Here is a 22719-nt window from a genome sequence, read left to right on the forward strand (position 1 = left end):
CCCGGCTGAGCACTGCCGTCCCGGCCACTCTCGCCGGGGTGGCTGCGCCTGGATGATCGTCGTGGGCGGTGGTGGCGCGGGCCGGTTGCCCTGAGCTTCAGGCGCCATCGCCGCTTGCCGGCGCTCGGGAGGCCGCTGGCCAAGGAAAACCGTAGCGCCGCGGCGGGCGGCGGCTAGCGGGGATTTCCGGCCACGCGTGCCGTGCCCGGGCCTCGCTTGCCTTCCCGGCGCGCCGGACTCCCGGTGGCCTGGAGGACAGGAAAAGCGAGCGGCGAGGTGTCGGCGAGCAGGGTCAACTCGATCTTCTGATAGGGTCGGTGGGCTGTCCGGGGCGGCTAGGATGGACATTTTCATCGTCTCGGGCAGGCCTGTCGCGACCGCACGAAGTCGCGACGGATGCCGCTGCTAAGGAGCAACGGATGACCGTTCTTATCCAGGGGGCCGGGATCGCCGGCCTGGCGCTGGCGCGCGAATTCACCAAGGCAGGCATCGACTGGCTGCTGGTCGAGCGGGCCAGCGAGATCAGGCCCATCGGTACCGGCATCACCCTGGCGAGCAATGCGTTGACGGCGTTGTCCAGCACCCTGGATCTCGACCGGCTGTTCCGCCGTGGCATGCCGTTGGCCGGCATCAACGTATACGCCCACGACGGTTCGATGCTGATGTCGATGCCTTCCAGTCTGGGTGGGAATTCCCGCGGCGGCCTGGCGTTACAGCGCCACGAACTGCATGCGGCGCTACTGGAGGGGCTGGATGAGTCGCGCATTCGGGTCGGGGTCTCCATCGTGCAGATCCTCGACGGACTCGACCACGAACGCGTGACCCTGAGCGACGGCACTGTCCACGACTGTTCGCTGGTGGTCGGTGCGGATGGCATTCGTTCGAGCGTGCGACGTTATGTCTGGCCGGAGGCGACCTTGCGTCATTCCGGCGAAACCTGCTGGCGCCTGGTCGTTCCCCATCGGCTGGAGGACGCCGAGCTGGCGGGAGAGGTCTGGGGGCACGGCAAGCGCCTCGGCTTCATCCAGATCAGCCCGCGCGAGATGTATGTCTACGCGACCCTGAAGGTGCGCCGGGAGGAGCCCGAGGACGAGGAGGGCTTCGTAACCCCGCAACGGCTGGCCGCCCACTACGCGGACTTCGACGGCATCGGCGCGAGCATCGCCCGGCTCATACCGAGCGCCACCACGCTGGTGCACAACGACCTCGAGGAGTTGGCCGGCGCCTCCTGGTGCCGCGGACGGGTAGTGCTGATCGGTGACGCCGCACACGCCATGACGCCGAACCTGGGGCAGGGCGCGGCCATGGCCCTGGAGGACGCCTTCCTGCTGGCGCGCCTGTGGTGTCTGGCGCCGCGCGCCGAGACGCTGATCCTGTTCCAGCAGCAACGCGAGGCGCGGATCGAGTTCATCAGGAAGCAATCCTGGATCGTCGGCCGCCTTGGTCAATGGGAATCGCCCTGGAGCGTCTGGCTGAGGAATACCCTCGTTCGCCTGGTGCCGAATGCCAGTCGCAGGCGCCTCCACCAGCGTCTTTTCACCGGTGTCGGTGAGATGGCCGCGCAGTAGCCGCCGGTGCCAGTGGCGTCTTGGTCGCCTGTTTTCGACTTCGGCGATGGTCGCTATGGAGGAGTCCCGGGCAACCAGGGCGCTTGCGCTTTACCAGGCCCGGCGTCGCTGGGCTCTCCACAGATTCGCCGGTTTTTGCTGCGATCCGGTCTGCCGCTCGCCGGGGGCTGGCGGTATACTTCGCAGCGCCCGTTCGATGCCGTCGAATGATGTTTCCATGACGCTTGATTTATGACGCCTTTGCGCCAAGCTAGGTCATGGGATGGCTTTCTGTTAAGGTTGCCGAAATCTCCTGGGGGCCCGTGTGGGCGGTTGTCTGCTAATGCGCGACGAGGTGCAGCGTGATTAAGGTGCTGGTGGTCGACGACCACGATCTGGTACGCACCGGTATTACCCGCATGCTGGCCGACATCGAAGGCTTGCAAGTGGTCGGCCAGGCCGACTGCGGTGAAGACTGTCTGAAACTGGCCCGCGAACTGAAGCCGGATGTCGTCCTGATGGACGTGAAGATGCCCGGTATCGGCGGCCTGGAGGCAACCCGCAAGCTGCTGCGCAGCCAGCCCGACATCAAGGTCGTGGTAGTCACCGTCTGCGAAGAGGATCCGTTCCCCACCCGCCTCATGCAGGCCGGCGCCGCCGGCTACATGACCAAGGGCGCGGGGCTGGAGGAAATGGTCCAGGCGATTCGCCAGGTCTTCGCCGGCCAGCGCTATATCAGCCCGCAGATCGCCCAGCAACTGGCGCTGAAGTCCTTCCAGCCGCAGCAGCACGATTCCCCCTTCGATTCGCTGTCCGAGCGCGAGATCCAGATCGCCCTGATGATCGCCAACTGCCACAAGGTGCAGAGCATCTCCGACAAGCTGTGCCTGTCACCGAAGACCGTGAATACCTATCGCTACCGCATCTTCGAGAAGCTCTCGATCACCAGCGACGTGGAGCTGGCGCTGCTCGCCGTCCGCCACGGCATGGTCGATGCCGCCAGCTAGATGAGCGCCGTTTTCGACGCAAGCGCTTTCCTCGCTACCTGCAGCAATCGTCCGGGCGTCTACCGCATGTTCGATGCGGACGCCAAGCTTCTCTACGTGGGCAAGGCGAAGAGCCTGAAGAAGCGCCTGGCCAGCTATTTCCGCAAGTCCGGCCTGGCGCCGAAGACCGCTGCGCTGGTGGCGCGGATCGCCCAGGTGGAAACCACCATCACCGCCAATGAAACCGAGGCGTTGCTGCTGGAGCAGACGCTGATCAAGGAGTGGCGGCCGCCCTACAACATCCTGCTGCGGGACGACAAGTCCTATCCCTTCGTGTTCCTCTCCAGCGAGGACGAGTATCCGCGGCTGTCCCTGCACCGTGGCGCGAAGAAGCGCAAGGGGCGTTACTTCGGTCCCTATCCGAGCGCGGGAGCGATCCGCGAGAGCCTCAACCTGCTGCAGAAGGCGTTTCTCGTCCGCCAGTGCGAGGACAGCTATTTCCGCAACCGTACGCGGCCCTGCCTGCAATACCAGATCAAGCGCTGCAAGGGGCCCTGCGTGGGGCTGGTCAGTCCTGAGGAGTACGCCGAGGACGTGCGCCACTCGGTGATGTTCCTCGAAGGAAGGAGCAACGCGCTGGCCGACGAGCTGAACGTCGGCATGGAGCAGGCGGCGATGCGCCTGGACTTCGAGAAGGCGGCGGAGTTGCGCGACCAGGTGGCGATCCTGCGGCGGGTCCAGGACCAGCAGAGCATGGAAGGTGGCAACGGCGACGTCGACATCGTCGCCGCCATCGTCACCCCTGGCGGCGCTTGCGTACACCTGATCAGCGTACGCGGCGGGCGGGTGCTGGGCAGCAAGAACTTCTTCCCGCAGGTCGCGATCGAGGAGGAGGTGGGCGAAGTGCTGCTGGCGTTCCTTGGCCAGTACTATCTCAGCCACCAGGAGCGCGACCTGCCGGCGGAGTTGATCGTCAACGTGACGCACGAGGATTTCCCGGTGCTGGTTTCGGCGATCGCCGAAGCGCGAGGCCGCGAACTGGAGATCAGCTACCGGGTGCGTGGTACCCGCGCACGCTGGCAGCAACTGGCGGTGACCAACGCCGAACAGGCCCTGGGCGCACGCCTGGCCAACCGCCAGCATGTGGCGGCACGCTTCGAAGCCCTTGCCGAGGCGCTCGACCTGGCGGAGCCGCCGCAACGCCTGGAGTGCTTCGATATCAGTCACTCCAGCGGCGAGGCCACCGTGGCTTCCTGCGTGGTGTTCGGCCCGGAAGGGCCGCTGAAGTCGGACTATCGCCGCTACAACATCGAAGGCGTCACGGCCGGCGACGACTACGCGGCGATGCACCAGGCGCTGACCCGCCGCTTCAGTCGCCTGAAGGACGGCGAGGGGAAGATGCCCGACATTCTCCTGGTGGATGGCGGCAAGGGGCAATTGGCCATGGCCCAGGAGGTGCTCCAGGAACTGGCGGTCGCCGGTCTGATCCTGCTCGGCGTGGCCAAGGGCGTGACCCGCAAGCCGGGGCTGGAAACCCTCTACCTGAACGATGCCTCCCACGAGTTCACCCTGCCGGCCGATTCGCCGGCGCTGCACCTGATCCAGCAGATACGTGACGAAGCGCACCGTTTCGCCATCACCGGCCACCGTGCGCGGCGCGGCAAGGCACGGCGGACGTCGACGCTGGAGGACGTCCCTGGCGTCGGCCCGAAACGTCGGCGCGACTTGCTCAAGCATTTCGGCGGGTTGCAGGAATTGTCGCGGGCGAGTATCGATGAACTGGCCAAAGCCCCCGGTATCAGTAAAAAGCTTGCCGAGCAGATTTATGCCGTCCTGCACAGCGAGTAGAATGCCGGCTCACCTCGCAGCCTAGATGGTCCGATGAATATCCCCAATCTGCTCACGTTACTGCGCGTCCTGCTCATTCCGATCTTCATTCTGCTGTTCTATCTGCCGACGTCCTGGAGCTACCTGACCGCCAGTGCCGTGTTCGCCCTGGCCGCCGCCACCGACTGGCTGGACGGCTACCTCGCCCGGCGCCTCGGCCAGAGCACGCCGTTCGGCGCCTTCCTCGACCCGGTCGCGGACAAGCTGATGGTGGCGGTTGCGCTGGTCTTGCTGGTGGAAGAGCACGCCAACCTGTGGCTGACCCTGCCGGCGGTGATCATCATCGGCCGCGAGATCGTGGTTTCCGCCTTGCGTGAGTGGATGGCCGAACTGGGGGCGAGGGCGCAGGTCGCGGTGTCCAACCTGGGCAAGTGGAAGACCGCGGCGCAGATGCTGGCGCTGGTCATTCTCCTGGCGAATCCGCCGCTGATGACCTTCTGGGTGATCCTCGGCTACGTGCTGCTGATCATCTCCGCGGCGCTGACCCTGTGGTCCATGGTGCACTACCTGCTGGCCGCATGGCCGCATCTGTCGACCACCCCGAAAGAGAAATAAACTTTTTTGAATCAAGGAGTTGACACGGCGCCGCGATGCTATAGAATGGCGCCCGTCACCAAGACGATGCGGGAATAGCTCAGTTGGTAGAGCACGACCTTGCCAAGGTCGGGGTCGCGAGTTCGAGTCTCGTTTCCCGCTCCAAATATAGATCTATAGAGTTCCAATGAAGTCTGTAGATCATTGAGAAAGGGCCTTCGGGCCCTTTTTTCGTTCCGCCTCCAAGTCCCGTACCCGTTCGTGGAACGTCTGCGCCGAGGGGCGGTTCTCCTTGCCGCTTTCCCGGCGACCGGGGCCGTACGTTTCGCGAAGCCCTTCGTCTCGCCAGCGAGGCGGCTTGCCGCAAGATGCTGCCTCGGCACATCAGAAGTGTGGCTGTCGCACTCCAGGGGGGGCTCGATTCATTGCACCTTGGACCGCCTTCGTGCGCCTGTTGCTTTGGCTGCCACGTTCGACCGAGCCGTCCCAAGGCCAGCGCTTCGGTATCGCAGCGCTTCGACGACCACTGAGAAGGTCGGCGAAGGTTGCCTCTGACTTGGGTGATAGAGGTAATAGCCCGGGAATGGATCGCACCAGCCTTCCAGCACGCTACCAGGTTGCCCTCGGCGATGTGCGGCTCGAACTGGGCTTTCGAGTGCAGGCATGCCACGGCCAGGGCGCACGTCATCGCAAGCGGCTTCATCGATCTAGCCGGCGACGCGAAAGAGTCGAGGGTTTTCGCGAGCCGGGCATAAGGCGGCTGTCAGAGCGAGTGTCGACAGGCGTGGGTTCCTGGGAAAAGTATCCATCTACCTGCTAACATGGCGGCATCGTTGCCGATGTATCCGCAGGCTCCGGGTCGCGGATGCGCTGCTTTCTGTCCGGCCGGAGAACTTTGCCATCGTAGACTCGACATGCTGACAAGGTCGTTGCTGTCCGCGGTCTTTTGCCTGTTGCTGATCGCTCTGCAGCCGCTGCCCGTCGAAGCCGAATCCATCCTGCCGGATGGGCGTACGACGACAACGATGCGTCCCTGGCTCGATAAACGAGCCAGGCAGTGGCTGGATGCACGGGAGCCGCTGACGGTAGGCGTGGTTTCCCCCGACTATCCGCCGTTGTCCATCTTCTACGCAGGCTCCTACAAGGGCTTCACGGCCGATTACCTGGCCCTGGTGTTCGAGCGGCCGTTGCGCGTCAGGGACTTTCCGTCGCGGCAGGCGGCAATCGACGCGTTGTCGCAAGGGGAGATCGACCTGCTTGGCGTCGGTAGCGAGGTCGAGGCCCGACAACACGGCTTGCTGGTATCCGCTGCGTATCTTTCCGACCGGCCGGTACTGGTGTCTTCCAGCGGTGCCCCGTTCGATTCGCAGGCGGAGTCCTGGCTGGCCACGGTCAAGGGCTATCTTCCCGCCGAACGTATCAAGGCTGCCTATCCGCACAGCAGGATCATCTGGTTCGACTCGCCGCAGCTTGCCCTGGAAGCGCTGAGCATGGGGGATGTCGATGGCGTGCTGGGGGACGCAGTTTCCACGCACTACCTCATCCAGACCCATTACCTGCTGAACTTGCGCATCGAGAACTTCGCACCCATCGACAGCCAGGGTTTCCGTTTCCTGCTCCGGCCAGGTGACGAACCTCTGCTCGCGCTCATCGATCGCGCCCTGCCGCATATTAGCGGGCGCTACGGCGACGAACTGTTGCGCAGCTGGAGCGCCGGGCGGCGCCTGCGCTTCGACGAGCCCCGGGTGACGCTGTCGCCGGCGGAACAGCGTTGGCTCTCCGCGCACCCGGTCGTGCCGGTGGTGATCAACCATTCCCTTGGCGCGCTCGGACAAGTGGACAGCGAGGGGAAGCTGAGCGGTATCGGGCGTGATTACCTGGAACTGATCGGTAAGCGCAGTGGCCTGCGGTTTTCCTTCACTGGAGCACGCAACTTCGTCGAGACGAAAAGTCGACTGGATGCGGAGGAGGCACTGGTTACGCCGACCATGCCTTCGTCGGAGCGCTTCGATTCCGGCCTCGAAGTGCTGACGCCCTATCTACGCAGCGCCACGGTGCTAATGGGCGCCCGCCAGGGTGGCCGGGATGAAAGGGTGGGGCGTGTCCATGGCCTCGCGGACCTGGCGGGCAAGCGATTGGCGACGACGATTGGCTATTTTCTCAACGACTTCATTCGACGCGAACACCCGGAGATCAAGCTCCAGGTCTATCCGACCTTCCTCGCCGCCATGCGCAGCGTAGACGCCGGCCAGAGCGAGGCCGCCATCAGCAGCGACTATACCGGTCGCTATCTGTCCGCCCAGCATTTCGACAACCGGATCCAGGTCGTCGGTATCCTCGATGACCTCTCCATCCCGATCAGCATCGGCGTGGCGAGGAACCAGCCGGAGCTGCAGGGCATCCTGGAGAAGGCGCAGCTGGCGATCGCTCCGGAAGAAGTGGCGGAAATCCTCCACCGCTGGGAGCCTCGCTTCGCCAAGGGAGGGGCGGACTTCTGGCGCGATCACCGGAGCAAGATTCTGCAGATCGGCGGATTGTTCGGCGTACTGATTTCCATCTCCCTCATCTGGGGTTTCTACCTGATGCGCCAGGTGCGCAAGACCCGCCAGGCAGAAGAGCAAGCCGACACTGCCAACCGTGCCAAGAGCGTGTTTCTTTCGACGATGAGTCACGAGATCCGCACGCCATTGAATGCGGTCATCGGCCTGCAGGAACTGGTGCTGAAAAAGGGCGAGAAGGGCGTGTTGGACCTGGACTCGCTGAGCATTGCCCAGGAGGCGGCCCAGGGGTTGCTGCTTCTGCTGGGCAATATTCTCGATTTGTCGCGGATCGAATCCGGTCGGTTCGATTCCGCTCCCGAACCAGTGCTTCCTGGCGAGTTGATCAGAGGAATCCTGCCGTTGGTTGGTGGGCTGACGCGGCAGAAGAATCTTTCCCTGGCACTGGAACTCGACGGGGATCTCGAGCACTGGGTGCTGGTGGATCCCCTGCATTTCAAGCAGGTGTTGTTCAACCTGCTGGGCAATGCCATCAAGTTCACCGAGCGCGGAGGGGTAACGGTGCGGGCGGTGGGGCGGCGCGAGGCGGAGAGGCTTCATTTGCTGCTCGAGGTAAGCGACACCGGCCTCGGTATTTCGGAGGAGGACCAGGCCAGGCTGTTCCGGCCATTCTCGCAGGTCGGCTCTCCTGCGCTTGGCCAGGCGTCCGGCAGCGGCCTGGGGCTGTACATTAGCCGGCGCCTGGTACACCTGATGGGCGGCCGGATCAGCCTGCGCAGCGAACTGGGCAACGGCTCCTGCTTCTCGGTCGAGTTCGATCTTCCGCTGACCGAGCCTCCGCCCAGCGAGTCCAGCGAAGCGCGTTCCGGAGTTGCCGAGGTCGAGGAGCGGAAAGAGGCAAGGGCGCTCTCGATATTGCTTGCGGAAGACCATCCGTTCAATCGGCTGACCCTGACCATGCAATTGGAAAGCCTTGGGCACCGGGTGACCTCCACGGAAGATGGCGAGGAAGCATTCGAACGTTGGCAGAGCGAAGACTTCGACGTCGTGATTACCGACGGCATGATGCCGCGGATGGATGGCTACGAGCTGGCGCGACGGATCCGGTCGCAAGAGGCCCTTGGCGGTCGGCGTCGCTGCTTGGTGATAGCGCTTACCGCCAGCGCCGAGAAGGATGCGCTGGAGCGTTGCCTGGCTGCCGGCATGGACCGGGTCCTGTTCAAGCCGACTACGCTCGATGAGCTCGCTCGGGCGCTGAACGGGGGAGAGCCGCTCATGCCTACGAGCGTCGATTCGCAATGAAAGTGCCCGACTGGTTGCCGTTTTGCGTGCCGCGAGCGGATGTATCGGGTAATCTCTCGCAGAAATGAACCAGCACTAGTGAAGCGAACGATGGGTTTTGAACAACTTGCCGAGCTGAGAGACCGTCTGCGCGCACAGGCGGCGCAGGCGAAACCGGCTCAAACCAAAAGCTCCGCGGGACGCGCGAAGAAACGTGAAGCCGTCGAGCCGGGAGTCGAGGCTATCTGGAGGCTGCAACGGCATTTTCCGCTGGCGTTTCCGAAAAGTCCCGCGGCCAAGGTTCCGCTCAAGCAGGGTATTCTCCAGGATGCGCAGCAGCACCTCGAACTACTGGGAATCACCGCCGAACAACTGAAACAGGCCATCGCCACCTGGTGCCAGGGCAGCCGCTACTGGAGTTGTATGGTGGAAGATGCGCCGCGACTGGATCTGCAAGGCCAGGTTGCCGGCAAGGTAACCGCCGAGCAGGCGGTGTATGCGCGGCGGCAGGCGTCTCGCCGGCAGCGCGAGCAGATGCGCGAGAAGCGCGCCAAGCGTGCACAGGCGGGTGGCGAAGCGCCGGCCGCCACGGAGGCGCCGACGCCTGAAGCGCCCGCAACCGAAGCGAGGCCCGAGGCGAACTGATCGCCGGGGCAGGGCGCGTCGGATCCTGGCGCGCTCCTCGGTTGCCGGTCGCTGCGGGCCCATTTCGCGGACGTCTGGGCCCGTTTCTCCCGGCTTGTGCTACGCAATAGCCTGATCTGCAAAGTTTTTTTCGTAGAGCGCTTGCCAAGCTCGGCGAATCCGTCCATAATTGCGTCCATTCCAGCGATGGGTGAGCTAAAAATCTTTTGAAATCAAAGGGTTATAAGTTCAAAATCGCGCCAGGAAAGAAATTTCAGCGATATGCCAAACGCATGTCGCTTCGCTCAAAGGCTGAGTAGCAGAGTGGTTATGCACCGGATTGCAAATCCGTGAACGCCGGTTCGATTCCGACCTCAGCCTCCAACAGGAAAGCCCCGTAGCTCAGTGAGTTACGGGGCTTTTTTCTTTCCTGTCCGGTATTGCTGAAGCAAGTTCCTTGGGGTGCCCCCATAACGCTTTCATACTTTTACGGTCTCGCAACCGCCTCCCTTTCCCGATAACCGCTCCGTAATTGCTACTTTCCCGGAGTGTCCGAGGAGTACCCCAGCACCTGTCACGTTTTCGGCCGTTGCCTGCAATCCAGCCCCGTGCGCGGCTTTCATCTGGACGCAAGATCCGGTCTGGGTCGGTCATCGGCTGGTCGTCATCGAACATGACCAGCCGAGCCGGTCTGTCCTGCCGCCTGCCTTCCGGGCCTCTATCGATCAACCGTTGTGGCGACCGCGAGCGGAAGGCGCTCGGCGGAGGGCCCGTTTCATCTTGCCTTGCGTTTCAAGGAAACCGGCAGGCCCCAGGTCAGGTCTTCCATGCCTGCTTCGCCGAGTATCTCGGTTTTCATCGGCTGGATGCGCGCGAGCACCTGGCGGCCCGTTTCATCCAGCCTTGGCTGCTCGTGATCGATGAACCTTTTCGTCAGCTCCATGGGCGCTGGCCTCATGAAGACCTGGATATCCTGCAAGGCGCACTTGATGTTTTGCGTGTCCACGGCCTTGCAGGTCTTCCTGTCATAGCTCACGGCCGGGGTCTTCAAGTGGAACCGATCGCTGAGCAGGATCTGCCCAGGCTGAATGGTGAAGGACAGCGGGGCATAGGCGTCGGGTATCTGCGCTTGCAGCTTGATGGAGGGAACATCCTCGATCTTCGTGCCTTCGGCCCAACCGGCATCCGAGACCATTTCCCGCTGGCTGTATTGCTGCTCGGTCCAGCCCACGCATTGGCCGGAGGCCATGTGCACGGCGCTGCAGACATTCTGTGTGTAGGTTTTGTCTGCATAGGAGGCGTCGCGCCAGTAGTTCTCCTTCACGAACCGGCGATACAGCACGGCGGACAGGTTCACCGAACCAAGTGGGCTGGCAGCCGGCTGCCCCTTTGGCGCCTTGATCTGGGCAAGGGTGCTGTCGATCTTGTAGTCGATCCCTCCGGACAGCAGGTAGGTTCCCGGCGGGACGATGTTGACCTCGAGGAAGTCCCACAGATAGACGGCTTCCTTGATCTTCTCCAGGTCGTTGTTGGCAAAGGCCTGCATGTAGGCGATCCCGGGCACGTCCTTGTTCTTGAATATGACCCGATGCGAGTAGCTGGAGAGGTCCGTCACGCTCTTGTTGGGCATGAGTGCCGGTACCAGCACCACGGACATACCTTCGCGGGTAGCCTCATCGATCATGTTCAGGAGCTGGTTGGTGGGGTTCTGCTGGGAGCCGCCGAGTCCGGCGTTGCCTAGGGAGGCGCAGGCTGACAACAGGCTTGCCGGGAGCAGGATCGCGAAGGGGCTCAGACGCCGAGCGATGGTTTTCATGAGATATCCTTATCTATACGGGCCAATGACTTAAGGCGAGTGCGGGAAGAATCCTAATCTACTCCTTGCGGATTCCCAAGGAGCGTTCGTCCCGCGCGTAGGAAGGAGCGTTTGAGTCGAGCGCGTCACAGCCTGTTGCTGCAATCCTGGGTACTCACATGCGTTCGAATGCTGGCGAGCCAGTGCGTACTGCGTTGGTGATGGCTCGCTGCGGGTAGAGTTCGTGCCGGTCATCGAGGGCTGGCTGCGTGGGGGCGCAATGAAGACGCGCATCCCAGCTCTTCTGGCGATTCGTGAGTGCGGATCAAATCTGTTTTACCGCCGTACGACTTTTTCCGTTCCCTGCGCCTATCTAACCTGCCGCTCTCTTCAACCCGGGATCGGCAGGCATCTCCGCTGCGGTTCCAGCATGTACGGAACACCATGAAAAACATTCTCCTGCTCAACGGCGGAAAGCGTTTCGCCCATTCCGACGGTCGCCTCAACCAGACCCTGCACGAAACCGCCCTGGCCCATCTGGACCGCCGTGGCTTCGACCTGCGCCAGACCTTCATCGACGGTGGCTATGACATCCCGACGGAGGTGGACAAGTTCCTCTGGGCCGACGTGGTGATCTACCAGATGCCCGGCTGGTGGATGGGCGCCCCGTGGACGGTGAAGCGCTACATCGACGAAGTCTTCACGGCCGGTCACGGCAGCCTCTATGCCAACGACGGTCGTACCCGCTCCGACAGCACGCAGAAATATGGCAGCGGCGGTCTGGTGCAGGGCAAGCGCTACATGATCTCGGCGACCTGGAATGCACCACGGCAGGCGTTCGACGATCCGAGCGACTTCTTCGAAGGAAAAGGCGTGGATGTGGTGTATTTCCCCTTCCACAAGGCCAACCAGTTCCTCGGCATGTCCGGCCTGCCGACGTTCCTCGCGGTGGATGTGATGAAGCGCCCGGACGTCCCGGCTACCGTCGCTGCCTACCAGGCGCACCTGGACAGGGTGTTCGGGCGCGCCGGCTGAGTTCGACGGCGGGCCTCGTGTCGCTTCGCTGGATGGAGTGGCGGGTCGAAATCCAGGCTCTCGGGACGAGGCCTAATGGTCACGGATCCGCTATCCGGGCTTTTCTCGGCCACGACCCGCGAGTGATCCGAAATTCGATTTTTCCATCGATCCGTCGAATTAGATTTCATCGGGGACGGGCAGGAAAGGATGCTTTGCACGAATATTCGAATGGGCGCATCGTAAAATGAGCGCGCTTCGACCGTGTCGAAGCCACCCCCGACAACGTTGCCGGCAGGTCGCTCATCGACTTCCGACGCCTGCCGCCGAATTCAGGAGATTCACATGTGTCCTTGCCCTCACTCCCAGGCCCAGGGAGAAGCGGACGGAGAGGCTGAGTGGCATAACGCCGCCCTGGACTTCACCCATGCGATGAGCTACGGCGATTACCTGAAGCTGGACAAGGTCCTGGACGCCCAGTTCCCGCTTTCGCCCGACCACAACGAAATGCTGTTCATCATCCAGCACCAGACCTCGGAGCTATGGATGAAGCTGATGCTCCACGAACTGCGGGCCGCCCGGGAGCACGTCAAGTCAGGCAAGCTCGGTCCGGCGCTGAAAATGCTCGCCAGGGTCTCGCGGATCTTCGACCAGCTGGTACACGCCTGGGCGGTGCTGGCCACCATGACGCCGACCGAGTACAACACCATCCGCCCGTACCTGGGCCAGTCTTCCGGTTTCCAGTCCTACCAGTACCGCGAGATCGAATTCATCCTCGGCAACAAGAACGCCACCCTGCTCAAGCCCCATGCTCACCGTGCCGAGCTGCTGGCGGCCCTGGAGCAGGCCCTGCATACGCCGTCGCTATACGACGAAGCGATCCGCCTGATGGCCGCCCAGGGGTTGCCGGTAAGCCAGGAGCGGCTCGCCCGGGACGCGGCGGCCGGCACCTGTTACGAGGCCTCGGTGGAGGCGGCGTGGCGACAGGTCTACCAGGCGCCGGAACGCTACTGGGACCTGTATCAGCTGGCGGAGAAACTGATCGACCTGGAGGACTCGTTCCGCCAGTGGCGCTTCCGTCACGTGACCACGGTGGAGCGCATCATCGGTTTCAAACCCGGCACGGGCGGAACCGAGGGAGTGGGGTATCTGCGCAGCATGCTCGATACCATCCTCTTCCCCGAACTGTGGCGGCTCCGTTCCAACCTGTAGTACCGGATGAGGCGCAGCATCCGCCTGCGCCTCAGTCGTTGCCGGCGCCTCCCGCCGCCCACTCTTGCCGCAAAAGCCCCATGAGAACGACATTCCAGCGTTCCCGGCCGACCCGGGTGGCGGAGCGGCGCAAGCCTTCTTCGCGGAACCCCGCGCGTCGATAGAGATGACGGGCGGCAGCGTTCCAGTCGTACACGTTCAATTCAACGCGCTCGATGTCGGCGTCGGCGAAGGCCTCGGCGAGCAGCGCCTCCAGCATCGGTAGCCCCAGGCCCTGGCCGCGCGCGCTTGGCGCCAGGACTATGCGAGCCAGGCGGACGACGCCGTTGCGGCGGTCGAACAGCAACTGGCAATGGCCGATGACCTGGTCATCCCGGCAAGCGCTCCAGAGCAGGCGCAGCGGCGGTCGCCGGCGGCTTTCCGCGAGGTCTTCATGCATCTGCTCGAGGCTCAGCGGATGCCGCAGGGCGGGGCCGGCCCATTGCACCAGCTCCTTTTCCGTGGCGAACCAGCGTTGCAGGATTGGGAAGTGTCCCAGCTGGAATGGGACGAGTTGCAATTCCGGGACGGAACCCGTGCCGGGTGTGGGCATGCGGAGTGCCTCGCTCAGGTCATCGGGGGGAGCCGGCGTTTAACCGGGGACTTCTTGACGATGGCGGTGTTGGTTTCCGCGTAGCCGTTGATCCTGTCCAGCAGCGTGTCGAGCTGTTCCATCGAACGAACCTGGAGGCGGGCGATGAAGCAGTCGTCACCGGTGACCTTGTCGCACTCGGTGAACTCGGCGATGTCCTGGATCTGTCGCTCGACCTCGTGCAGCCTGCCGGGCAGGGGGCGGATGCGCACGATCGCCTGGAACTGGTAGCCGAAACAGCGGGGGTCGACATCCAGGGTGTAGCCGCGGATCACGCCGCGTTCTTCCAGCTTGCGCAGGCGTTCGGCGACGCTCGGGGCCGATAGCCCGCTGACCTGGGCGAGAGCCTTGAGGGACAGTCGCGAGTCAGCCATGAGGGCGTTGATCAGGCGTTGGTCGATGTCGTCGGTCATGTCGGCCTCGAAAGTTTTTTTTCAAAATAGCCCTGATAAAAAAGGTCGTCACGGGTTTTTGCCTGAGTAATGCGATGGAGGGCTGGAAGACGACTTTGGATAATCATAGGCCTGTCTTGCGGGAGAACGCCCATGAACGATCCGATCCGTCGCGGTACGCTGGAAATGACTTCGGCCATGCTGATCTGCGGCACCATTGGCTGGCTGGTGCTGCTCTCCGGGCAGCCCGTGCTGGACGTGGTGTTCTGGCGCTGCGTATTCGGTTTCGCCACGCTGCTGGTCGCCTGTGCCGCGCTGGGTTTCCTGCGCCGCGGCAGCCTGGGGCGCGAGGCGTTCCTGCTGGCGCTCCTCAGCGGGGTGTTCATCGTCGGCAACTGGGTATTGCTGTTCGCATCCTACTCACGGGCTTCGATCGCCATCGGTACCGCGGTCTACAACGTCCAGCCGTTCATGCTGGTGGGGCTAGGCGCGGTGTTTCTCGGCGAGAAGGTCACGGCGCGCAAGCTGGGCTGGCTGGGGCTTTCGTTCGCCGGCATGCTGGCGATCGTCAGCGCCCACGGCGACAGCGACGCCCCGCGCGGGGACTACCTGTTCGGTATCCTCCTGGCGCTCGCTGCCGCGCTGCTGTATGCCTTTGCCGCGCTGATCGTGAAGCGCCTGCAAGGCACGCCGCCGCATCTTATCGCCTTGATCCAGGTGGGCACCGGCGTGCTGATGCTCGCACCGCTGGCGAACCTTGCCGAACTGCCCCGGGACGTTGCTCCCTGGGCCAGCCTGGCGACCCTGGGAATCGTCCATACCGGGCTGATGTACGTACTGCTCTACGGCGCCATTCAGAAATTGCCGACGGCGCTGACCGGTGCCTTGTCCTTCATCTATCCGGTCGCGGCGATCCTGGTGGACTGGCTGGTCTTCGAACATCGCCTGAGCCTGGCCCAGTGGCTTGGCGTGGCCGCCATCCTGCTCGCCGCGGCAGGCATGCAGCAGGGTTGGAGCGTGCGCCTGCCGAGGCCGGCGGTGCGTCGCGGCTGAGGCGCGGGGGAAAGAAAAAGCCCCGCGACGAGGCGGGGCTTTTCTACGGCGATCTCGGCCGATCAGTTGCCGAAGACCTTGAAGCGTTCGCTTTCGGCGATGAAGGCTTTCTCCCCCGCCGGAGCGGCGATGGCGCCGAAAGGCATCTGTGCGCGCAGCTTCCAGCTTTCCGGCAGGTTCCAGGTCTTGTGGGTCTGCGCATCTACCAGCGGGTTGTAGTGCTGCAGGCTGGCGCCGACCTTGTGCTCGGCGAGGGCGGTCCAGACCGCGAACTGGGCCATGCCGCTGGCCTGCTCCGACCACACCGGGAAGTTGTCGGCGTAGAGGGCGAACTGCTCCTGAAGCTGGCGCACTACCGTCTGGTCTTCGAAGAACAGTACGGTGCCGGCACCGGCGGCGAAGGAATTGAGCTTGGTTTCGGTGGCGGCGAAAGCGTCGGCGGGAACGATCTTCTTCAACTCGTCCTTGGCGATGTTCCAGAACTGCTCGTGCTCGGCGCCGAACAGGACGACCACCCGCGAGCTCTGCGAGTTGAACGCGGAAGGGCTGTGCGAGACGGCCTCCTTGACCAGTTCGACGATTTTCTCCTGGGAGACGGGCAGTTGCTTGTCCAGGGCGTAGATGGTGCGGCGGTTCTTGATGGAGGAGAGGAATGCGTCAGACATCGTGAGGCTCCTTGTTTGGAAATTGGATTCGATATTAGCGACGGCCTCGATGAGATCAATGGGAAATAACCGGTGATTCCTATCGGCTGATGCGATGGATACCCGGCTTCCCCAGGAAAGCCGGGTATCCACGGTCCAGCGCGGCCGGCAGCGAGAGACGGCCAGTACGGATGAAAATGGAATATCGAGAAAGTCGATGGGCATAAAACCGCGAGGACTTGGCCTTTGATTCAGGTCAAGCAGGGTGAAGGCGGGGGAGGCGGCCAACCTTTAGTGATGGTGACCTGGCAGCCCGGCTCGGTGATGGTTCGATTGTAGGATTGTCGGACAAAAACTGGAGCGCACGATGTTTGAAAATTTCTCTCCCAGCACCATGCTGGCCATCAAGAAGTACGCCTATTGGCTCTGGCTGCTGCTGGCGTTGTCCATGCCGTTCAACTACTGGATGGCCCAGGACAGCGCACATCCGGCCTTCTGGGCATTTTCCCTGGTGATTGCGGTATTCGGCATCGGGCCGCTGCTGGACATGCTGTTCGGCCGCGACCCGGCCAACCCCGACGAGGAAACCCAGACGCCGCAGTTGCTCGGCCAGGGCTATTACGTATTGCTGACCCTGGCCACGGTGCCGGTGCTCATCGGTACGCTGGTGTGGGCCGCTGGCGTGTTCGTCGCTTTCCAGGAGTGGGGCTGGCTCGGCCGGTTGGGCTGGATCCTCTCGATGGGCACGGTGATGGGAGCGGTGGGGATCGTCGTCGCCCATGAGCTGATCCACAAGGACTCGGCGCTGGAGCAGGCTGCCGGCGGCATCCTGCTGGCCGCCGTGTGCTACGCGGGGTTCAAGGTCGAGCATGTGCGCGGCCACCATGTGCATGTGTCTACGCCGGAGGACGCTTCGTCGGCGCGTTTCGGCCAGTCGGTCTACCAGTTCCTGCCGCATGCCTACAAGTACAACTTCCTCAACGCCTGGCGCCTTGAAGCGGTGCGGCTGCGCAAGAAGGGCCTGCCGGTGTTCGGCTGGCAGAACGAACTGATCTGGTGGTACCTGCTGAGCCTGGCGTTGCTGGTCGGTTTCGGTTGGGCGTTCGGCTGGCTGGGGATGGTTTTCTTCCTTGGCCAAGCGTTCGTCGCGGTGACCCTGCTGGAGATCATCAACTACGTCGAGCACTACGGCCTGCATCGGCGAAAGGGCGAGGACGGGCGCTACGAGCGGACCAACCATACCCACTCCTGGAACAGCAACTTCGTCTTCACCAACCTGGTCCTGTTCCATCTGCAACGGCATTCCGACCATCATGCCTTCGCCAAACGCCCCTATCAGGTCCTCCGTCATTATGACGATAGCCCGCAGATGCCCAGCGGTTATGCCGGGATGGTGGTGCTGGCGCTGATCCCGCCGCTGTGGCGGGCGGTCATGGACCCCAAGGTGCGGGCCTACTATGCGGGCGAAGAGTTCCAGTTGACGGCCGAACAGAGCGAGCGGCCGGCAGCTTCCTGAGAATGGCCGGCGTCTCCCGCTCCGTGCCCGAATAGCTCTTCGTTCGGGCAGTCCCGCCTTGCCTGGGGTTGACTATCCTTAGCGATATCTCGGCACGGAAAGGAGCCCAGGGATGAACATTCGGCAGAGGATCCTCGCTTCGGGCGCCATCGGCATCGTGGCTGTGGTGCTGCTCGGCGGGGTCGGCTTCTGGGGGCAATTGCGGTTGGGCAAGGCACTGTCGGAGAACGAGCTGAGCGTCAATGCGCTGCGCAACCACATGGAAGGCGACATGATGCACGACGCCTTGCGCGCCGACGTCCTCGCGGCGTTCGTGGTCCAGCCCGGCGACGGCGCGGCGGCCGAGCAGGTCCGCGAGGACCTGCAGGAGCACAGCCAGTGGTTTCGCAAGGTGGTCGAGCAGAACCAGGGGCTGCCTCTCAACGACGCCATCCACCAGGCGCTGGTCGAGTTGCGGCCCGACCTGGAAGCCTACATCGGCGCCGCCGAGAGCATCGTCGGCAAGGCGTTGCTTGATCCCGTGGCGGCGCGGGCCGAGCTGCCGCAGTTCGTCCAGGCCTTCAAGGAGCTGGAAGGGCGCAACGAAGCGCTCAGCAGCCTGATCGAGAAACACGTCGAGCAGACCAACCGGGCGCGCGAAGACAGCATGCGCTATTCCGCCTGGATGCTCGCGGGCGGCATCCTGGTCGCCTGCCTGGTCCTTGGACAGCTCTGTCGCCAGTTGCTGCGCGCCGTCCTGCAGCCGCTGCGCAAACTGGTCTCATCGGCCCGGGTGATCGCCCAGGGCAACCTGCAGGAGCCGATCGGCGTCGACAGCAATGACGAGGCCGGCCAGTTGCAGCGGGCGTTGGGCGAGATGCAGGAGAACCTGCGGCAGATGATCACCATCATCCGCCAGGAAAGCGAAGAACTCCACGACACCTCCCAATCCATCGGCCAGACCTCGCAGTCGATCGTCGACGGTGCCAGCCAACAGGCCGACAGCGCCACCAGCATGGCCGCGAGCATGGAAGAGATGATCACCAATATCTCGCAGATTTCCGACCACGCCGACAACGCCAGGGTGATCTCGGCCAAGTCCGAGGAGCTGGCCAGCAGTGGCGGGCAGGTGATCCTCAACGTGGTGGAAGGGATGAGCCGCATCGCCGACGTGGTCAACCAGTCCTCCACCAGCATCACCGCTCTCGGCCAGTCGTCGGACGAGATCCATTCGATCATCCAGGTGATCAAGGGGATCGCCGAGCAGACCAACCTGCTGGCGTTGAACGCCGCCATCGAGGCGGCGCGGGCCGGAGAGGCCGGGCGCGGTTTCGCCGTGGTCGCCGACGAGGTACGCGGGCTGGCGGCGCGGACCACCCAGTCGACGCAGGAGATCACCGCGATGATCGAGCGCATCCGCGCCAGCACGGGGCAAGCGATCAACAGCATGGAGGCCGGCGTGAGCCGGGTCAACGAGGGGGTGTCGTTCGCCCGCCAGGCAGGGGTGTCGATCAACGAGATCCTCGATGGAACCCGTCATGCCGCGTCGGTGGTCGATGAGATTTCCCAGACCATCCGCGAGCAGTCGCGCGCCAGTGATGAAATCGCCCAGCGCGTGGAACTCATCGCCCAGCGTTCGCAGCAGAACACCCAGGCGATGCACGAGATGGCCGCCACCGCCAGGCGCCTGAACGAGGTTGCAGCGACCATGCGCTCGTCGGTGGAGCGCTTCAAGATCTGACGGGAGCCGCCTAGGTCGTCGACTCCGGGAGGCGCACGAACAGCGTGTAGCGTGCGCCTTCGATCGCTTCGAAGGCGATCAGCTTCTCGATCAGCGCCAGGTTCAGGACCTTGCCCGCGTTGAGCAGCAGCATGCCGTTGTTGGCGGTGAGGTTGCGCGCCAGCACCATGCCCGGAACCAGGTCGCGGGTGCCATGGGCACGGACTTGCGGATCGGCCAGGGTGACATCGGCAAGGGTCGTCGCGCAGACCTGGATGAACGGTTCGATCAGCTCGGGGTCGTACAGCCGGCCGGCGTATTTGCGGATGTACATCAGTGCTTCGTCGCGATTCATGCGCCGTTCGAGGATCAGTCCGCGCTGCAGCTCGACGAAATCCACCGCCAGCTTCAAGAGGCGCGAGCCCAGGGGAATGGCCTCGCCCTTGAGGTGGTCCGGATAGCCGCTGCCGTCCCAGTGCTCCTGGTGATGGCGAATCAGGCGGGCGGCGTCCTGCATCGGTTCCAGCGACATCAGCAGCGACTCGCTGAGCTCCGGGTAGCCGCGGAAACGATCGCGGTCGTGGTGATAGAGCAGGTCCGAGGGCGAGCTGAGCAGGGTGTCGTTCCAGCTCAGCTTGCCGATGTTGTAGAGCGCCGCGGCCATCGCCAGGTCGCGACCATCCGATTCGTCGACGAGGCCGCTGGCACAGCAGGCGCGGACCAGTTCGATGATTTGCTGGTTGGTCTGCTTGTCCTTGGGCAGGCGCTGGTTGACCAGCAGCGAGAAGACCTCGGTGCCGACCACGTAGCTGCGCTTTAGCTCCTCATAGGCGAGGTCGAGCATGTCGGCGGTCTGCTGCAGTTCGGCGGTGCGCGCCTGAACGCGCTTTTCCAGCGTGGCGTTGAGTTGCTGGAGGCGGTCGTTCTGCTCCTGGGTAAGTCGCTCCAGGCGCCGCCGCTCGCGCTCGGAATGCAGGTATTCGAGCGACTGGCGCAGGGTCAGCAGCAACTCGTCGTCGTTCCACGGCTTGCTCAGGTAATGGTGGATGCGCCCTTCATTGATGGCCTTGGCGATGGTTGGCAGGTCGGCATGGCCGGTGAGCAGGATGCGAATGGTTTCCGGGGAGCGGCGATGGATTTCCGCGAGCAGGGCAGCGCCGTCCATGTTCGGCATGCGGGCGTCGGACACCACCAGGTCCACGGGCCGGCTTTCCAGCAGTTGCAGGGCCTGTTCGCCGCTCTCCGCCAGCAACAGGTCGTAGGGCTGGTTGCGTAGCAGCCGGCGCAGGCTGCTGAGGATCAGCGGCTCGTCGTCGACCAGCAGCACGCTGAAGCGGATCTCCGTCTCGTTGGAAGGAGGTGCGCTATCGTTCATGAGTGTCTGTCCACCGGGTGAGTTTTGCCTGAATACTTCAGGCAAGCATAGTCCGAGTCTGGCCTGGACGAGGGCGCATGCACGCGGCGGTTGGGCGAGCGGAGGTGCGGATCATGGAGACGTTACCCATCAGGAACCGGCGCTTGCTGGTGATCGATGAGCGGCAGGCGGATCGAGACCGTGTATGCGGGTTGTTGCAGGGAACCCTAGGGGCCGAATCGCCTCCCGTGGCGCCTGAGCGGGGCTACCAGGTGGATACGGCGGGAAGCGCCGAGGAGGCATTGGGGCGGATACGCTCGGCCCTCCAGGCCGATGCGCCGTATGCCGTGGTGTTTCTCGGGATGCCGTCGGTAGGCGCGGATATTCCCGTTCTAGAGCGGTTCTGGCGTCTCGACTCCCGCTTGCAGGTCGTGGTGCATGCGCCTCCCGCCGATTTTCCGCTATTGGCGCCGTGGGCTGCGGAAGAGCGCCTGCTGCTCCTCGGCCTGCCTTTGCAGGGACAGGAGGTCCGCCAGATGGCCGGCAATCTCAGCGCCAAGTGGAACGTGACGGCTCACCTCCAGTTGCAGATGAGCCGGATGGAGGCTGCCATCCAGGAGATCACCCGGGAAGTCGGCCAGGCCAAGGAGGCGCTGGAGAAAGAGATCGGCGAGCGCAAGGAACTGGAAAGCCAACTGGTGCAGACGGAGAAGCTTGCCTCGATCGGCCACCTGGCCGCCGGCGTCGCCCATGAGATCAATAACCCCATCAGCTACGTTTCCTCCAACTACACCACCCTGGAGGAGCACGTCAGGCGTTTGCTGGAGGTACTTGAAGCCTATGAAGAGGCTCGCCCCGCGATCCGCGACGAGGCGCTGGCAAGACGCCTGGAGCAGCTCGGTGAGCGGGTCGAACTGGCCTTCGTCAAGGAGGATGTCGCCGTGTTGCTGCGCGAATCCAGGGAAGGTATAGGGCGGGTGCGCAAGATCGTCCAGGACCTGAAGAACTTCTCCCGCGTCGACGCCGAGGACGACTGGCAGTGGACCGATCTGCACCAGGGGATCGAGTCGACCCTCAATATCGTCGCCAGCGAACTGAAGTACCGGGCCGACGTGGTCCGCGAATACGGCGATCTACCCGAGGTGAAGTGCCTGCCGTCGCAGATCAACCAGGTGGTGATGAACCTGGTGATGAACGCGGCCCAGGCGATGGGGCCGGAGCGGGGTCGCATCGTGATTCGCACGGGGCATACCGTGGAGCATGCCTGGATCGAAGTGGAAGACTCGGGGCAGGGTATCTCCCCCGAGATCCTGCCGCGCATCTTCGATCCGTTCTTCACCACCAAGCCGGTAGGCAAGGGGACCGGCCTGGGGTTGTCGCTCTCCTACGGCATCGTCCAGAAACACGGCGGCACCATCGAGGTACGCAGCCAGCCGGGAGTCGGCAGCGCTTTCCGGATCGTGCTTCCCCTGGAATCACCCGGCAACCTGGGCGGAGCCCACGGAAATTAACTGTTGCGCCGGCTAGAGTAACGTAAGACAATGATTTATCTACCGTTTGGGGTGGGTCTCGGGTTGGGATGCCGGTTTGGTTCCCGTTGCCGGCTCACTTGAAGCGAGATCCTGCCCGGATGGCGAAATCGGTAGACGCAAGGGACTTAAAATCTGTTTTGTCAAGTCCTTCCTGCTAGAACTACCGAGCCAGAAGGTCAATAGTGACAACGGTTTGCGGGCATCCGAGCTGTAGCTTTGTAGCTAGGCTTGACGGCCAGGGGCCAGCTAGGCGCCAGTAGATGGAGGTAGGTGTTTTCAGTGTGTTGAGCACTACGCCCGAGTGGTGAAATCGGTAGACACAAGGGACTTGAACAATTTGAGCCTTCGGGGGGAAACGCCCGAAGTGAAGCCCGTCAAAGTCGGCGAACGCCCTGGATGCTTTTGCATCCGAGCCAACGCCGAGCCAAGCCCAAGCTAAAGCTTGGGAAGGTGTAGAGAGCAGACGGCGGGCACCTACGGCCGCAAGGCTATGGTGAAGGCGTGCTCCAGACCACGAACG

Annotated in this window: 17 protein-coding genes and 2 tRNA genes; 14 read left to right on the forward strand and 5 right to left on the reverse strand. The window is 63.4% G+C overall.

The genetic code is table 11. The features are described from left to right. Positions 1 to 419: 419 nt before the first annotated feature. From pqsH to ACM0M4_RS13705, 8 genes are all read left to right on the forward strand, one after another. Complete coding sequence (gene pqsH / locus ACM0M4_RS13670; protein ID WP_003090354.1) at positions 420 to 1568, forward strand: 2-heptyl-3-hydroxy-4(1H)-quinolone synthase; 1149 nt, start codon at positions 420 to 422, stop codon at positions 1566 to 1568. A 341-nt stretch (positions 1569 to 1909) separates the two neighbouring features. Further along, the gene (gene gacA, locus ACM0M4_RS13675) at positions 1910 to 2554 is read left to right on the forward strand and encodes a response regulator transcription factor GacA (RefSeq protein WP_003090351.1); all 645 of its coding nucleotides are present in this window, start codon (positions 1910 to 1912) and stop codon (positions 2552 to 2554) included. Beyond that, entirely contained in the window at positions 2555 to 4381 is a 1827-nt protein-coding gene (gene uvrC / locus ACM0M4_RS13680; RefSeq protein ID WP_003097551.1) for an excinuclease ABC subunit UvrC, read from the forward strand. It abuts the gene before it with no gap. A 33-nt stretch (positions 4382 to 4414) separates the two neighbouring features. After that, on the forward strand, positions 4415 to 4975 hold the full coding sequence (gene pgsA / locus ACM0M4_RS13685) for a CDP-diacylglycerol--glycerol-3-phosphate 3-phosphatidyltransferase (RefSeq protein WP_003090349.1): 561 nt from the start codon (positions 4415 to 4417) through the stop codon (positions 4973 to 4975). A gap of 68 nt (positions 4976 to 5043) precedes the next feature. Continuing rightward, a tRNA-Gly gene (locus ACM0M4_RS13690) sits at positions 5044 to 5119 on the forward strand. Between the two features lie 656 nt (positions 5120 to 5775). Further along, on the forward strand, positions 5776 to 8754 hold the full coding sequence (locus ACM0M4_RS13695; protein WP_031672899.1) for a response regulator: 2979 nt from the start codon (positions 5776 to 5778) through the stop codon (positions 8752 to 8754). A gap of 90 nt (positions 8755 to 8844) precedes the next feature. Further along, a complete protein-coding gene (locus ACM0M4_RS13700; protein ID WP_019681625.1) occupies positions 8845 to 9378 on the forward strand; it encodes a ProQ/FINO family protein in 534 nt (177 codons plus the stop codon). Between the two features lie 289 nt (positions 9379 to 9667). After that, positions 9668 to 9741, forward strand: a tRNA-Cys gene (locus tag ACM0M4_RS13705). Between the two features lie 391 nt (positions 9742 to 10132). Here ACM0M4_RS13705 and ACM0M4_RS13710 read toward each other — a convergent pair. After that, on the reverse strand, positions 10133 to 11173 hold the full coding sequence (locus tag ACM0M4_RS13710) for a hypothetical protein (protein WP_023096670.1): 1041 nt from the start codon (positions 11171 to 11173) through the stop codon (positions 10133 to 10135). A 423-nt stretch (positions 11174 to 11596) separates the two neighbouring features. Between ACM0M4_RS13710 and ACM0M4_RS13715 the strand changes: the two genes are divergently transcribed. Both ACM0M4_RS13715 and kynA read left to right on the forward strand, forming a co-directional pair. Continuing rightward, positions 11597 to 12187, forward strand: a complete 591-nt coding sequence (locus tag ACM0M4_RS13715; RefSeq protein WP_003102463.1) for an NAD(P)H-dependent oxidoreductase — start codon at positions 11597 to 11599, stop codon at positions 12185 to 12187. Positions 12188 to 12511: 324 nt separating this feature from the next. Further along, on the forward strand, positions 12512 to 13378 hold the full coding sequence (gene kynA / locus ACM0M4_RS13720) for a tryptophan 2,3-dioxygenase (protein WP_010793077.1): 867 nt from the start codon (positions 12512 to 12514) through the stop codon (positions 13376 to 13378). Between the two features lie 31 nt (positions 13379 to 13409). Here kynA and ACM0M4_RS13725 read toward each other — a convergent pair whose 3' ends face one another. Both ACM0M4_RS13725 and ACM0M4_RS13730 read right to left on the reverse strand, forming a co-directional pair. Beyond that, entirely contained in the window at positions 13410 to 13970 is a 561-nt protein-coding gene (locus tag ACM0M4_RS13725) for a GNAT family N-acetyltransferase (protein ID WP_003115331.1), read from the reverse strand. Positions 13971 to 13984: 14 nt separating this feature from the next. Next, complete coding sequence (locus ACM0M4_RS13730; RefSeq protein ID WP_003102469.1) at positions 13985 to 14422, reverse strand: Lrp/AsnC family transcriptional regulator; 438 nt, start codon at positions 14420 to 14422, stop codon at positions 13985 to 13987. 132 nt (positions 14423 to 14554) lie between these two features. Between ACM0M4_RS13730 and ACM0M4_RS13735 the strand changes: the two genes are divergently transcribed. Further along, the gene (locus ACM0M4_RS13735; protein WP_023085312.1) at positions 14555 to 15454 is read left to right on the forward strand and encodes a DMT family transporter; all 900 of its coding nucleotides are present in this window, start codon (positions 14555 to 14557) and stop codon (positions 15452 to 15454) included. 62 nt (positions 15455 to 15516) lie between these two features. On the opposite strand, the gene ACM0M4_RS13740 is transcribed toward ACM0M4_RS13735, so the two are convergent. Beyond that, entirely contained in the window at positions 15517 to 16119 is a 603-nt protein-coding gene (locus tag ACM0M4_RS13740; RefSeq protein ID WP_003113348.1) for a nitroreductase family protein, read from the reverse strand. A gap of 346 nt (positions 16120 to 16465) precedes the next feature. Between ACM0M4_RS13740 and alkB1 the strand changes: the two genes are divergently transcribed. Together alkB1 and ACM0M4_RS13750 are read left to right on the forward strand one after the other, a co-directional pair. Then, complete coding sequence (alkB1, locus tag ACM0M4_RS13745) at positions 16466 to 17614, forward strand: alkane 1-monooxygenase AlkB1 (protein ID WP_003102475.1); 1149 nt, start codon at positions 16466 to 16468, stop codon at positions 17612 to 17614. 112 nt (positions 17615 to 17726) lie between these two features. Next, positions 17727 to 19334 carry a methyl-accepting chemotaxis protein gene (locus ACM0M4_RS13750; protein WP_033994145.1) on the forward strand — a complete coding sequence of 536 codons (1608 nt, stop codon included), beginning with the start codon at positions 17727 to 17729 and terminating at the stop codon, positions 19332 to 19334. A 10-nt stretch (positions 19335 to 19344) separates the two neighbouring features. Here ACM0M4_RS13750 and ACM0M4_RS13755 read toward each other — a convergent pair whose 3' ends face one another. Then, the gene (locus ACM0M4_RS13755; RefSeq protein WP_003102481.1) at positions 19345 to 20688 is read right to left on the reverse strand and encodes a response regulator; all 1344 of its coding nucleotides are present in this window, start codon (positions 20686 to 20688) and stop codon (positions 19345 to 19347) included. A gap of 77 nt (positions 20689 to 20765) precedes the next feature. On the opposite strand from ACM0M4_RS13755, the gene ACM0M4_RS13760 reads away from it, so the two are divergent. Then, a complete protein-coding gene (locus ACM0M4_RS13760; RefSeq protein WP_031637697.1) occupies positions 20766 to 22178 on the forward strand; it encodes an ATP-binding protein in 1413 nt (470 codons plus the stop codon). The last annotated feature ends 541 nt before the right edge of the window (positions 22179 to 22719 follow it).

This window comes from Pseudomonas sp. 18-147 (genome assembly GCF_051048045.1).
Classification (GTDB): Bacteria; Pseudomonadota; Gammaproteobacteria; order Pseudomonadales; family Pseudomonadaceae; genus Pseudomonas; species Pseudomonas aeruginosa.